General features: G+C 60.2%; 13 protein-coding genes. 5 read left to right on the forward strand and 8 right to left on the reverse strand.

Going from position 1 to position 13368, the window contains the following annotated elements:
- Together rep and HQ912_RS00010 are read left to right on the forward strand one after the other, a co-directional pair.
- Positions 1 to 2010 (forward strand): DNA helicase Rep, encoded by a 2010-nt coding sequence (gene rep, locus HQ912_RS00005; RefSeq protein ID WP_107321364.1) that lies wholly within the window; start codon positions 1 to 3, stop codon positions 2008 to 2010.
- Positions 2011 to 2079: 69 nt separating this feature from the next.
- Positions 2080 to 2652: a xanthine phosphoribosyltransferase gene (locus tag HQ912_RS00010; protein WP_047226147.1), complete on the forward strand. Its 573-nt coding sequence runs from the start codon at positions 2080 to 2082 to the stop codon at positions 2650 to 2652.
- A 122-nt stretch (positions 2653 to 2774) separates the two neighbouring features.
- Here the strand turns inward: HQ912_RS00010 and HQ912_RS00015 are convergent, their stop codons facing one another.
- The 6 genes from HQ912_RS00015 to dadA all read right to left on the reverse strand — a co-directional run bounded on the left by HQ912_RS00015 (position 2775) and on the right by dadA (position 8902).
- Positions 2775 to 4697 carry an acetyl-CoA hydrolase/transferase C-terminal domain-containing protein gene (locus tag HQ912_RS00015; protein ID WP_076383086.1) on the reverse strand — a complete coding sequence of 641 codons (1923 nt, stop codon included), beginning with the start codon at positions 4695 to 4697 and terminating at the stop codon, positions 2775 to 2777.
- A 136-nt stretch (positions 4698 to 4833) separates the two neighbouring features.
- Positions 4834 to 5244 carry a c-type cytochrome gene (locus tag HQ912_RS00020; RefSeq protein WP_047226149.1) on the reverse strand — a complete coding sequence of 137 codons (411 nt, stop codon included), beginning with the start codon at positions 5242 to 5244 and terminating at the stop codon, positions 4834 to 4836.
- A 183-nt stretch (positions 5245 to 5427) separates the two neighbouring features.
- Positions 5428 to 5976, reverse strand: a complete 549-nt coding sequence (locus tag HQ912_RS00025) for a cupin domain-containing protein (protein ID WP_047226150.1) — start codon at positions 5974 to 5976, stop codon at positions 5428 to 5430.
- Between the two features lie 128 nt (positions 5977 to 6104).
- A complete protein-coding gene (gene alr / locus HQ912_RS00030) occupies positions 6105 to 7178 on the reverse strand; it encodes an alanine racemase (protein ID WP_047226151.1) in 1074 nt (357 codons plus the stop codon).
- A gap of 94 nt (positions 7179 to 7272) precedes the next feature.
- A complete protein-coding gene (locus HQ912_RS00035) occupies positions 7273 to 7626 on the reverse strand; it encodes a RidA family protein (protein ID WP_047226152.1) in 354 nt (117 codons plus the stop codon).
- On the reverse strand, positions 7598 to 8902 hold the full coding sequence (dadA, locus tag HQ912_RS00040; protein ID WP_047226153.1) for a D-amino acid dehydrogenase: 1305 nt from the start codon (positions 8900 to 8902) through the stop codon (positions 7598 to 7600). The genes HQ912_RS00035 and dadA overlap by 29 nt, the downstream gene beginning before the upstream one ends.
- Before the next feature lie 155 nt (positions 8903 to 9057).
- Between dadA and HQ912_RS00045 the strand changes: the two genes are divergently transcribed.
- Positions 9058 to 9546 carry an Lrp/AsnC ligand binding domain-containing protein gene (locus HQ912_RS00045; RefSeq protein WP_003206849.1) on the forward strand — a complete coding sequence of 163 codons (489 nt, stop codon included), beginning with the start codon at positions 9058 to 9060 and terminating at the stop codon, positions 9544 to 9546.
- 13 nt (positions 9547 to 9559) lie between these two features.
- Here HQ912_RS00045 and HQ912_RS00050 read toward each other — a convergent pair whose 3' ends face one another.
- Positions 9560 to 9913 carry a YkgJ family cysteine cluster protein gene (locus HQ912_RS00050; protein WP_003206850.1) on the reverse strand — a complete coding sequence of 118 codons (354 nt, stop codon included), beginning with the start codon at positions 9911 to 9913 and terminating at the stop codon, positions 9560 to 9562.
- Positions 9914 to 10059: 146 nt separating this feature from the next.
- On the opposite strand from HQ912_RS00050, the gene HQ912_RS00055 reads away from it, so the two are divergent.
- Positions 10060 to 11373 carry an NAD(P)/FAD-dependent oxidoreductase gene (locus tag HQ912_RS00055; RefSeq protein WP_047226154.1) on the forward strand — a complete coding sequence of 438 codons (1314 nt, stop codon included), beginning with the start codon at positions 10060 to 10062 and terminating at the stop codon, positions 11371 to 11373.
- Positions 11374 to 11486: 113 nt separating this feature from the next.
- Here the strand turns inward: HQ912_RS00055 and HQ912_RS00060 are convergent, their stop codons facing one another.
- Positions 11487 to 11732: a DUF1127 domain-containing protein gene (locus HQ912_RS00060; RefSeq protein WP_047226155.1), complete on the reverse strand. Its 246-nt coding sequence runs from the start codon at positions 11730 to 11732 to the stop codon at positions 11487 to 11489.
- 179 nt (positions 11733 to 11911) lie between these two features.
- Here HQ912_RS00060 and HQ912_RS00065 point away from each other — a divergent pair, with 179 nt between their 5' ends.
- Positions 11912 to 13345 carry a PLP-dependent aminotransferase family protein gene (locus HQ912_RS00065; RefSeq protein WP_047226156.1) on the forward strand — a complete coding sequence of 478 codons (1434 nt, stop codon included), beginning with the start codon at positions 11912 to 11914 and terminating at the stop codon, positions 13343 to 13345.
- Positions 13346 to 13368 lie beyond the last annotated feature (23 nt).

The following is a 13368-nucleotide window of genomic DNA, read 5'->3' on the forward strand; positions in this document are numbered from 1 at the left end:
ATGTCCCGACTCAATCCCCGGCAGCAAGAAGCCGTGAACTATGTCGGCGGCCCTCTTTTGGTGCTCGCCGGTGCAGGCTCCGGCAAGACCAGTGTGATCACCCGCAAGATCGCGCACCTGATCCAGAACTGCGGTATCCGCGCCCAGTACATCGTCGCCATGACCTTCACCAACAAAGCTGCCCGGGAAATGAAAGAGCGGGTTGGCGGCCTGCTGCGCCCTGGTGAAGGCCGCGGCCTGACAGTCTGCACTTTCCACAACCTGGGCCTGAACATCATCCGCAAGGAACATGCACGGCTGGGCTACAAGCCGGGTTTCTCGATTTTCGACGAGACCGATGTCAAGGCGCTGATGACCGACATCATGCAAAAGGAATATTCGGGCGACGACGGCGTGGACGAGATCAAGAACATGATCGGCGCCTGGAAAAACGACCTGATCCTGCCGCCCCAAGCCTTGGAAAACGCCCGCAATCCCAAGGAACAGACCGCCGCCATCGTGTACGCCCATTACCAGCGCACGCTCAAGGCGTTCAACGCGGTGGACTTCGACGACCTGATCCTGCTGCCGGTCAAGCTGTTCCAGGACCACGCCGACATCCTCGAGAAATGGCAGAACAAGGTCCGCTACCTGCTGGTGGATGAATACCAGGACACCAATGCCAGCCAGTATCTGCTGGTGAAGCTGCTGATCGGCATCCGCAACCAGTTCACCGTGGTGGGCGACGACGACCAGTCGATCTACGCCTGGCGTGGTGCGCGGCCGGAAAACCTGATGTTGCTCAAGGAAGACTATCCGTCGCTCAAAGTGGTGATGCTGGAGCAGAACTACCGCTCCACCAGCCGCATCCTGCGCTGCGCCAACGTGCTGATCTCCAACAACCCCCACGAGTTCGAAAAGCAACTGTGGAGCGAGATGGGCCACGGCGACGAGATCCGCGTGATTCGCTGCCGCAACGAAGACGCCGAAGCCGAGCGCGTGGCCATGGAAATCCTCAGCCTGCACCTGCGCACGGACCGGCCGTACAGCGATTTTGCCATCCTGTATCGCGGTAACTACCAGGCCAAGCTGATCGAGCTGAAATTGCAGCATCACCAGATCCCCTATCGCCTGTCGGGGGGCAACAGCTTCTTCGGCCGTCAGGAAGTAAAGGACCTGATGGCTTATTTCCGCCTGATCGTGAACCCGGACGACGACAACGCCTTCTTGCGAGTGATCAACGTCCCACGCCGGGAAATCGGCTCGACCACCCTGGAAAAACTCGGCAACTACGCCACCGAGCGCAAAATCTCGATGTACGCCGCCACCGACGAAATCGGCCTGGGCGAGCATCTGGACAGCCGCTTCACCGACCGTCTGGCGCGCTTCAAGCGCTTCATGGACAAGGTGCGCGAACAGTGCGCCGGCGAAGACCCGATCTCGGCGCTGCGCAGCATGGTCATGGACATCGACTACGAGAACTGGCTGCGTACCAACAGCTCCAGTGACAAGGCCGCGGACTACCGCATGGGCAACGTCTGGTTCTTGATCGAGGCGTTGAAAAACACTCTGGAAAAGGACGAAGACGGCGACATGACCGTCGAGGACGCCATCGGCAAACTCGTGCTGCGAGACATGCTCGAACGCCAGCAGGAAGAGGAAGACGGCGCCGAAGGCGTGCAGATGATGACCCTTCACGCCTCCAAGGGCCTGGAATTCCCCTACGTGTTCATCATGGGCATGGAAGAAGAAATCCTGCCCCACCGCTCCAGCATCGAAGCCGACACCATCGAAGAAGAACGGCGCCTGGCCTACGTCGGTATTACCCGCGCACGTCAGACGCTGGCCTTTACCTTCGCCGCCAAGCGCAAGCAATACGGCGAGGTGATCGACTGCGCCCCGAGCCGCTTCCTCGATGAGCTGCCGCCAGACGACTTGGCCTGGGAAGGCAATGACGACACACCGACCGAGGTCAAGGCCGTTCGCGGCAATAGCGCCCTGGCCGATATACGAGCGATGCTCAAGCGCTAGAATCGACTACTTTTTACCGAACTTTTTACCAAATCCAGGGGCGCCGAAGGCGTCATTAAAGGAGGCTTGATGGAAGCCCTGCACCAGAAAATTCGTGAACACGGCATCGTACTTTCCGATCAGGTTCTGAAAGTCGATGCTTTTCTGAACCACCAGATCGACCCGCAATTGATGAAGCTGATCGGCGACGAATTTGCCGCGCTGTTCAAGGACTCGGGCATCACCAAAATCGTTACCATCGAAGCCTCGGGCATTGCCCCGGCGATCATGACCGGCCTGAACCTGGGCGTTCCGGTGATTTTCGCCCGCAAGCAACACTCTCTGACCCTGACGGAGAACCTGTTGTCCGCGACCGTGTATTCGTTCACCAAAAAGACCGAAAGCACCGTGGCCATCAGCCCGCGCCACCTGACCAGCAGCGACCGGGTACTGATCATTGATGACTTCCTGGCCAACGGCAAGGCCTCCCAGGCACTGATCTCCATCATCAAACAGGCCGGCGCCACCGTGGCAGGCTTGGGGATCGTGATCGAGAAATCGTTCCAGGGTGGACGTGCGGAGCTGGATGCCCAAGGCTATCGCGTTGAATCGTTGGCCCGGGTGCAATCGCTGGCCGGTGGTGTCGTGACCTTTATCGAATAATCGCCCTGCGTCCCTGTGGGAGCGAGCCTGCTCGCGATGAGGCCGGCACATCCAACACCAATGTTGACTGACAGTCCGCTATCGCGAGCAGGCTCGCTCCCACAGGGGCTTTGAAGTGGCCGTTAAGGCGCGGTGATCTTGAGACCAGCGAGCAACAAGCGCTGACCCAGCTCTTCTTTCAGCCCTTCGGGGCTCGCCAACTGCATCCGCTCCAAATGCTCGGGAAACTCCGACGGCGGCGGCGCATCCAGTGCAGCCTTGCCCAGCTCCAGCATTTCGGTGAGTTTGAACTTGCTCTTGAGCCAGTTCAGCGCCCGCAACAGGTCCCGCTCCACCCCGTCGAAATCGCTGCCCAGCGGATACTCCGGGAACAAATTCGGATGCCGTGCCTGGATGGCCTGCAAGCGTTCCGAGGTGTTCTCGGCGAAGCGCGGATCGAGGCGAAAATCCTTCGGCAACTTGCCGGCATTTTGCGCCTGCTCGATCAACTCCGGCTGGAAGCGTGAGTCGCTGATGTTCAGCAGCGCCTCGATCACCGCGGCATCAGTCTTGCCCCGCAGGTCAGCGATACCGTATTCAGTCACCACGATGTCTCGCAAGTGTCGGGGAATGGTGCAATGGCCGTATTCCCAGACGATGTTCGAACTGATCTCGCCCCCCGCCTCGCGCCAACTGCGCAGAAGCAGAATGGAGCGCCCGCCCTCCAGCGCATGGCCCTGGGCAACGAAGTTGTACTGCCCGCCGACGCCGCTGAGTACGCGACCATCTTCCAGTTGGTCCGCCACCCCGGCGCCCAGCAAGGTCATGGTGAAAACCGTGTTGATAAAACGTGCATCGAGTCGCTGCAGGCGCTTGAGTCTTTCCTGGCCGTACAGCTCGTTGATGTAACTGATGCGGGTCATGTTGAATTCGAGGCGCCGACTCTGGGGCAACTCGCGCAAGCGTTCGTAAAAACTGCGAGGGCCGAGGAAGAATCCGCCATGGATGCAGATGCCATCGGGTTGCGCCGCCTCGTCGAGGGTGCCGGCGTTGGCTCGTTCCTGGGTCGGCTCGTCGGGATAGACCCTGCGCCGGATAATTCCGGCCTCTGCCAGCACCAGCAAGCCGTTGACGAACATTTCGCTGCAACCGTACAACCCTTTGGCAAAGGGTTCGACCCCGCCCTCACGCTCGATCAACTGCGCCCACTGGCTGAGATTCAGCTCCGCCAGCAACGCCTGGTAAGCGGCATTGTCGGCTTGACGCGCCAGCAGCGCCGCCGTCAACGCATCGCCCATGGAGCCGATGCCGATCTGCAACGTACCGCCGTCACGCACCAGGGCACTGGCGTGCAGGCCGATCATATGATCCTGAAACCCCACCGGCATGTTCGGCGTGGAAAACAGCGTGTGGCTGTCCTTTTCGTCGATCAACAGGTCGAACGTGTCGATGCCGACTTCCGCATCACCGGGCATGTAGGGCAGATCACTGTGAACCTGGCCCACCATGAGGATGGTCTCCCCCGCTGCACGCCGCTTGGCGACCATCGGCAACAGGTCGAGGGTGATGTCCGGGTTGCAACTCAGGCTCAGGCGGTCAGGATGCTGCGCATCACTGGCCACCAGTTGCGCGATCAGGTTCAAGCCAGCGGCATTGATGTCCCGCGCGGCGTGGCTGTAGTTGCTGCTGACGTAATCCTGCTGGGCCGACTCGCTGTGCAACAGGCTGCCCGGTTGCAGGAAGAATTGCTGAACGTGGATGTTGGCCGGCAGGCTGTCACGGTGCAGATCGGCCAGGTAATCCAGTTCCGGATAATCGCCAAAGACCCGTTCGATAAAGGGCTCGAGAAAGCGCTTCTGCAAACCATCGCCCAGATTGGGTCGGCCCAGGCTCAGAGCGGTGTAGATGGTCAGTTGTCGCTCAGGCAGTTGCGCGATACGCCGGTACAGGGCGTTGGCGAACAGATTGGGTTTGCCCAACCCCAGGGGCATGCCCAGATGAATGTGCGCTGGCAGGCGCGCGAGTACGTCATCCACCGCCTGTTCGATTGAACACAACTGCACCATCCGACCCTCCGGGACATTCCATGAATGTGGGTTGGACCGAGCTTGCCGGGTCTTGGTTGCGATGAACAGCCTTTGTAAAACCACCGGGCACAAAAAAGCCGCTCGTAAGCGGCTTTCTTGCGGAAGATGCTGGCTATTACAGACCCGACATCTCTTTGATCGCGCCCATGAGCTCTTCATCCGAGCAATCGGCGCAGGTGCCTTTAGGCGGCATGGCGTTGATGCCAGTGATCGCCTTGGCCAGGATGCCGTCGAGGCCGCCCTGATGATCGGCGCGCTCTTTCCAGGCAGCCGTGTCGCCGATTTTCGGAGCGCCCAGCAGGCCGGTGCCGTGGCAAGCATTGCAGTGTTTTGCAATAACATCCTTCGGCGTCTTGGCTCCACCGCCGCCAGCCGAAGCCACGACCTCCATGCCCTTGCATTCCTGCCCCTGAACGCAGACCTGGCCGACCGGTTCAAGGCGCTTGGCGATTTCGTCGTTGGGCGCTGCTTGGACACTGGCTGCCCATAGGGCCAATACGGTTGCTGGTGCAGCCAGCATTTTCATAATTAGATTCACGCGTACACCCTCAATGGTGGCTAGTCACGCCTGCGGCCACGGTTTGCAGGCGGGCGCAAGTATAGCGGGAAGGCCGTCACACTGAAACAACCCCAAAGTCGCAAGGGTCTTGTTTGTCATGACAGCTCATCCTTCGGGCGCCTTTGCCGTCCGGGCACGGCGCCTCTTTTCCTAGAAATTGGCCGGTGTGGCTGCGCTGATCAGTCGCGCCGGCGCATCGAACGGATTACGGAAACGGTGTGGCTTGGTGCTCTCGAAATAGTAGCTATCGCCCGCTTCGAGTACGAAGGTTTCGGCGCCGACCACCAACTCCAGCCGCCCTTCCACCAGAATCCCGGTCTCTTCGCCCTCATGGGTAAGCATCTCGTCACCGGTATCGGCGCCAGGCGGGTAGATCTCGTTGAGAAAGGCAATCGCCCGGCTGGGGTGCGCCCGGCCCACCAGTTTCATGGTGACGGCACCGTCGGAAATGTCGATCAGTTCATTGGCTTTGTAGACGATCTGAGTCGGTTTCTCCTGCAGAATTTCTTCGGAGAAAAACTCGACCATGGACATGGGAATCCCGCCAAGGACCTTACGCAGCGAGCTGATCGAGGGGCTGACGCTGTTTTTCTCGATCATCGAAATGGTGCTGTTGGTGACGCCCGCGCGCTTGGCGAGTTCACGCTGGGAAAGGCCTTTGAGTTTACGAATGGATTGCAGTCGTTCACCGACGTCCAATGCTGGAGCCTCCAGGGAATCAGGTTGTGTGGAAAGTGAGCGTTATCATGGCGACAGCGTTCAGTATTTACAACACTTTGACCTCAATCCCGTGCGGTGAAGCGACTTTCGGTAGATTGCGCTTTGCGTCAGCCCCCGGAATAGAGCCGTGGAACCCGGCGCAGGTTGCAGAAAATCTGATAAGGAATCGTGCCGGCCGCCTTCGCGACATCACTGGCCAGGATAGTCTTGCCCCACAGCTCCACGGTCGAACCGAGCCCGGCGTTGGGGATATTCGTCAAGTCGACACACAGCATGTCCATGGAGACCCGACCGACCAGTTGACTAGGCTGCCCGTGCACCAGCACCGGCGTACCGTTCGGCGCCTGGCGCGGGTAACCGTCGGCGTATCCCATGGCAACCACGCCGACCCGCGTCGGTTGCGCGGTGACAAAACGGGCGCCATACCCCACCGGCTCGCCGGCGGGCAATTCACGCACGCTGATGATCTTGGACTCCAGAGTCATGACCGGCTGCAGCCGCGCAGCGACGGCGTTGGCTTCCTCGAAGGGGGTCGCACCGTACAGCATGATGCCTGGCCGCACCCAGTCGCTTGGTATCTGCGGCCAACCCAGCACTGCCGGGGAGTTGCGCAAACTGATCTGCGCCGCCAGCCCCTGGCGGGCCGCCTCGAACACGGCCAGTTGCTCGGTGCTGCTGGGATCGTGCAGTTCATCGGCGCGGGCGAAATGGCTCATCAACACGATCTTCGCCACCTTGCCGCTGGCCAGCAGTCGACGATAGGCCGCCTGATAATCCGCCGGATGCAGCCCCACCCGATGCATCCCCGAGTCGAGCTTGAGCCAGACCGTAATCGGCTTGCTCAGGGTCGCGTTTTCAATCGCTTCGAGCTGCCACAACGAATGCACCACACACCAGAAATCGTGTTCGACGATCAGCGACAGTTCATCGGCCTCGAAGAATCCTTCCAGCAGCAAGACCGGCCCACGAATCCCGCCGGCCCGCAGTTCCAGCGCTTCTTCGATGCAAGCCACGGCAAACCCATCGGCCGTGTCCTGCAAAGCCTCGGCGCAGCGCACTGCGCCGTGCCCATAGGCATCGGCCTTGATCACCGCAAGAGCTTTGGCCCCCGTCACTTCGCGGGCCAATTGGTAGTTGTGACGTAAGGCTTGAAGGTCGATCAGAGCACGGGCAGGACGCATGGCGGCAGGCTTCTAGGCGGACTAGGTAAAAAAAACGGCGCTGGCTGACGGCATGAACCACCAACAGCACCGCAAGAGGGATCGTTTTCCGGGTTTAGGGCAGCGCTGCCACGACGGACAGCTCCACCAGGATTTCCGGTTCGCACAGTTTGGCTTGCACAGTGGCCCGGGCCGGCGCGACGCCCTTGGGCAGCCATTTGTCCCAGATCGCGTTCATGCCTTCGAAATGGGCGTCGATGTCTTTCAGGTAAATCGTCACCGACAACAGATGATTTTTGTCGGTCCCGGCCAGGTCCAGCAAACGCTCGATATTGGCCAGGGTTTCACGGGTCTGCTGTTCGATACCGGCACTCATGTCGTCACCAACCTGCCCGGCCAGGTAAACAGTGCCGTTGTGCAGGACGACCTGACTCATGCGGTCATTGGTGAGCTGGCGCTGGATTGACATGTTTTGCAGACTCCTGGTGTTTACTGCCATAACGGGAAATATCGAGGCCTTCGGCGCTGATCTGTGGTTTTTTCTTCGCCATCAGGTCCGCTAGCAAGCGCCCGGAACCACAGGCCATGGTCCAACCGAGGGTGCCATGGCCGGTGTTCAGGAACAGGTTCTTGAACGGGGTGGCGCCCACGATCGGTGTGCCATCCGGAGTGGTCGGACGCAGACCGGTCCAGAAACTGGCCTGGGCCAGATCGCCGCCCTGAGGATAAAGGTCGTTGACGATCATCTCCAGGGTTTCACGCCGACGCGGGTTGAGAGACAGGTCAAAACCGGCGATTTCCGCCATGCCGCCCACACGGATGCGGTTATCGAACCGGGTAATCGCGACCTTGTAGGTTTCGTCGAGAATGGTCGAGGTCGGAGCCATCGCCGGATTGGTGATCGGCACCGTCAGGGAATAACCCTTGAGCGGATACACCGGCGCACGAATGCCCAGCGGTTTGAGCAATTGCGGTGAATAACTGCCCAGGGCCAGGACGTAGCGGTCAGCGGTTTCCAGCTTGCCGTCGATCCAGACGCCGTTGATGCGATCACCGGCGTAGTCCAGGCGCTGGATGTCCTGGCCAAAGCGGAATTCCACACCCAGTTTTACGGCCATTTGCGCCAGACGCGTGGTAAACATCTGACAGTCGCCAGTCTGGTCATTGGGCAGACGCAAGGCACCCGCCAGGATGTCGGTGACATTGGCCAATGCCGGCTCGACGCGGGCAATGCCTTCACGGTCCAGCACTTCGAAGGGCACACCGGACTCTTTCAGCACGGCGATGTCTTTGGCCGCACCATCAACCTGAGCCTGGGTACGGAACAATTGAGTGGTCCCCAGACTGCGGCCTTCGTAGGCAATCCCGGTTTCGGCGCGCAGTTCGTCGAGGCAGTCGCGGCTGTACTCGGACAGACGCACCATGCGCTCCTTGTTCACGGCATAACGATTGGCAGTGCAGTTGCGCAGCATCTGCGCCATCCACAGGTACTGGTCGATGTCAGCGGTGGCTTTGATCGCCAGCGGTGCGTGGCGCTGCAACAGCCACTTGATGGCCTTGAGTGGCACACCTGGTGCGGCCCACGGCGAGGCATAACCCGGCGACACCTGGCCGGCATTGGCAAAACTGGTTTCCATGGCTGGCGCCGGCTGACGATCAACCACCACGACTTCAAACCCGGCACGGGCCAGGTAGTAAGCACTGACGGTACCGATGACGCCGCTACCTAAAACCAGAACGCGCATGTTGAAGCCCTCATCGCGGATAACCGCTGACGTTTTGTTGTACAGACCGTAATGTGCGCAGTTTAGAAAAGATCAGGCAGTGCTTTTCACTATATAAATGCCTATATTTGGCGAGAATTCTCGGCAAAAACCCTTTTCATGGAGGAGCATCACCTGTGCGGACCAACACTCAGACCAAACGTGAGCTGGACAAGATCGACCGCAACATCCTGCGCATCCTCCAGGCGGATGGACGGATTTCCTTTACGGAGCTTGGGGAAAAGGTCGGCCTCTCCACCACCCCCTGCACCGAGCGGGTTCGTCGCCTGGAGCGCGAGGGAATCATCATGGGCTACAACGCCCGGCTCAATCCGCAGCATCTGAAGGGCAGTCTGCTGGTGTTCGTCGAAATCAGCCTCGACTACAAATCCGGCGACACCTTTGAAGAATTCCGGCGCGCGGTGCTGAAATTGCCTCACGTGCTCGAATGCCATCTGGTGTCAGGCGACTTTGACTATCTGGTGAAAGCGCGGATTTCCGAGATGGCTTCGTACCGCAAGCTGCTGGGCGACATCCTGCTCAAGCTGCCCCACGTGCGCGAATCCAAGAGCTACATCGTGATGGAAGAAGTGAAGGAGAGCTTGAACCTGCCGATTCCGGATTGAGGGGCGTTCTTGGCTACACCAATACCTGCCGGGTGCTGGCCATATATTCGTGAATCTGCTTCTCGACCCGCGGATGAATCAGTTCCACCGGCCGCCGGCCATTGGGACACGGCAAGGTCGCCGTGGTGCCGAACAACCGGCAGATCAGCGGCCGCTCGTCATAGACCGTGCAGCCATTGGGTCCCAAGTGCACGCAGTCGAGCGCTTCCATGGCCGCGTCCTGTTCGGCGCGAGTCTTGCGTGGCAAGCGGGCCATTTCCTCGGGCGAGGTGGTCACTGGCCCGCAGCAGTCATGGCAGCCCGGTACGCACTCGAACGAGGGAATCTGTTGGCGCAGCGTGCGGATTTTTTGACTGTTGCAGCTCATCGAAGCGGCTACCGAGACGGGACAAGGCAGGATTTTGCACGAAAAGCCCTGTCCCAGACAGCGCCAACCGACCGGTGTTGCCCATGGACGAATCCCCGGCTTATGCTCCGTAAAATTTCTCAAACACAATAATCAGGATTACGCACATGAACGCCCGTGTTCAGCAACCTGTCCCGAGCCATTCGCACGCCGCCTCTTACTACGCCGCCAGCAGCTTGCCGCAACCGGATCATCCGCTGCTGCAGGGCGAGCTGGTGGCGGATGTCTGCGTGGTAGGCGGTGGGTTCTCGGGGTTGAACACAGCGATCGAACTGGCCGAGCGCGGCATGAGCGTAGTGCTGCTGGAAGCGCACAAGATCGGCTGGGGGGCCAGCGGGCGCAACGGCGGTCAACTGATTCGCGGCGTCGGTCATGGCCTCGATCAGTTCGCCCCGGTCATCGGTGCCGACGGCGTACGCCAGATGAAGCTCATGGGCCTTGAGGCGGTGGAAATCGTCCGTCAACGGGTCGAGCGCTTTCAGATCCACTGCGACCTCACCTGGGGTTATTGCGACCTCGCCAACAAGCCAAGCGATCTGGAAGGTTTCGCTGAGGACGCTGAAGAGCTGCGCAGCCTGGGGTATCACCATCAGACCCGGCTGCTGCAAGCCCACGAAATGCACAGTGTGGTGGGTTCGGATCGCTACGTCGGCGGCCTGATCGACATGGGCTCGGGCCATTTGCATCCGCTGAACCTGGCCTTGGGCGAAGCCTGCGCCGCGCAGCAACTGGGGGTCCGGCTGTTCGAGCAATCGGCGGTCACGCGCATTGATTACGGCCCGGAAGTGAAGGTGCATACCCAACAGGGCGCGGTCCGGGCCAAGACCCTGGTGCTGGGCTGCAACGCCTACCTCAATGGGCTCAACCCGGAACTCAGCGGCAAAGTGCTGCCCGCCGGCAGCTACATCATCGCCACTGAACCTTTGAGCGAGGCTCAGGCCCAGGCGTTGTTGCCGCAGAACATGGCGGTCTGTGATCAACGGGTGGCGCTGGATTACTACCGGCTTTCCGCGGATCGACGCTTACTGTTCGGCGGAGCCTGCCATTACTCGGGTCGTGACCCGCAAGACATTGGCGCGTACATGCGTCCGAAAATGCTCAAGGTGTTCCCGCAACTGGCGCAGGTGAAAATCGACTTTCAATGGGGCGGGATGATCGGCATCGGCGCCAACCGCTTGCCGCAGATCGGTCGACTCAAGGATCAGCCCAACGTGTACTACGCCCAGGCCTACTCCGGCCACGGAGTGAATGCCACGCACCTGGCCGGCAAGCTGTTGGCCGAAGCCATCAGTGGGCAACAGAGTGGTGGTTTCGATCTGTTCGCCCAGGTGCCGCACATGACCTTCCCGGGCGGAAAGCATCTGCGCTCGCCACTGTTGGCACTGGGGATGCTGTGGCATCGGTTGAAAGAGTTGGTTTAAAGCGCCCAGCGCTACTGGTGACGCTATCGCGGGCACGCCTTGCTCGCACAGATTGAAAGAGGGCTGTAAGAGCAAGGCGTGCCCGCGATAGCAGTTTCAGGCCCGGTACCGCTTCAAAGCCGCCAGAACGGCTTCAAGCCCTCCTCCCGCGCCTGCTCTCGGCTCAGCCCGATATCACGCAACTGTTCCGGTGTGAGCTCCAACAAGGCCTTGCGTGTATGCAGACGACGCCAGAACAGGGCCCAGCGGCTCAGGCTGGACGGGGCACTGTGCAACATCGCATTGCGTAGCTCCTTTTCCTGCCCCGCCGCCAGTTCCTGGCTGTGTAACGTCAGCCGCACATCGCTCAAGCCGTTCATTTTGATCGCTCCTGTTTACTTGGGTAGCCAGAGCTTTCATGATGCGCGGACGGCCATAATCAATACAGATTCAAACAATGTGTTTTCCATGCATACAGATTGCGGCTTTTCGACACTGAATTGTCTTTTTCCGCCGCAACTGTATTGGTTACCGTTGTCCACTTCATCGAGAGCGCGCCATGACCCTTTATGTGAACCTCGCCGAATTGCTCGGCACCCGCATCGAACAGGGCTTCTACCGTCCCGGCGACCGGCTGCCGTCAGTGCGCGCGCTGAGCATGGAGCACGGTGTCAGCCTGAGTACGGTGCAGCAGGCCTATCGCGTGTTGGAGGACAGCGGGCTGGCGATGCCAAAACCCAAATCAGGGTATTTCGTACCGGCCAGCCGTGAACTGCCGGACCTGCCGGTAGTGGGTCGCCCAGCCCAACGACCGGTGGACATCTCCCAATGGGACCAGGTGCTGGAGCTGATACGCTCGGTACCACGCAAAGACGTGGTGCAACTGGGCCGAGGCATGCCGGATATCAACTCGCCGACCATGAAACCGCTGTTGCGCAGCCTTGCGCAGATCAGCCGCCGGCAAGACATGCCGGGCCTGTATTACGACAACATCTACGGCAACCTCGCGCTGCGCGAACAGATCGCTCGCCTGTCGCTGGACTCGGGTTGCAAACTGGGAGCCGGCGACCTGATCGTCACCACGGGCTGTCACGAAGCGCTGTCGGTCAGCATCCGCGCCACCTGTGAACAAGGCGATATCGTCGCGGTGGACTCCCCCAGCTTTCACGGCGCCATGCAAACCCTCAAGGGCCTGGGCATGAAGGCCCTGGAAATCCCCACCGATCCACTGACCGGCATCAGCCTGGAGGCCCTGGAGCTGGCGCTGGAACAGTGGCCCATCAAGGCCATACAGTTGACGCCCAGTTGTAACAACCCGCTAGGCTACATCATGCCCGAGGCCAACAAACGCGCGTTGCTGACCTTGGCGCAGCGCTTCGACGTGGCGATTATCGAGGACGATGTGTATGGGGAACTGGCCTACACCTACCCGCGCCCCCGCACGATCAAATCCTTCGACGACGATGGCCGCGTCCTACTCTGCAGTTCTTTTTCCAAGACACTGGCACCGGGTTTGCGAGTGGGCTGGGTCGCACCCGGCCGCTATCTGGAACGGGTGCTGCACATGAAATACATCAGCACCGGCTCCACCGCACCGCAACCGCAGATAGCCATTGCGGAGTTTCTCAAGGGCGGGCACTTCGAACCGCATTTGCGGCGGATGCGCAGCCAATACCAACGCAATCGCGACGTCATGATCGACTGGGTCAGCCGCTATTTTCCAGCGGGTACTCGCGCCAGCCGCCCGCGCGGCAGCTTTATGCTCTGGGTCGAACTCCCCGAAGGCTTCGATACACTCAAGCTTAATCGGGTCCTGCATGACCAGGGCGTGCAGGTGGCGGTCGGCAGCATATTTTCCGCCTCGGGCAAGTACCGCAATTGCCTGCGCATGAACTACGCTGCCAAACCAACGGCACAGATCGAGGACGCCGTCCGCAAGGTCGGCGCCGCGGCCATTGCGTTGTTGAACGAAACCCGACTCGACGCCGTCTGAGCTTTACTCAGGGAAGCAGCACC

The organism is Pseudomonas sp. MPDS (assembly GCF_013283895.1).
In the GTDB taxonomy this organism is placed as follows: domain Bacteria; phylum Pseudomonadota; class Gammaproteobacteria; order Pseudomonadales; family Pseudomonadaceae; genus Aquipseudomonas; species Aquipseudomonas rhizophila.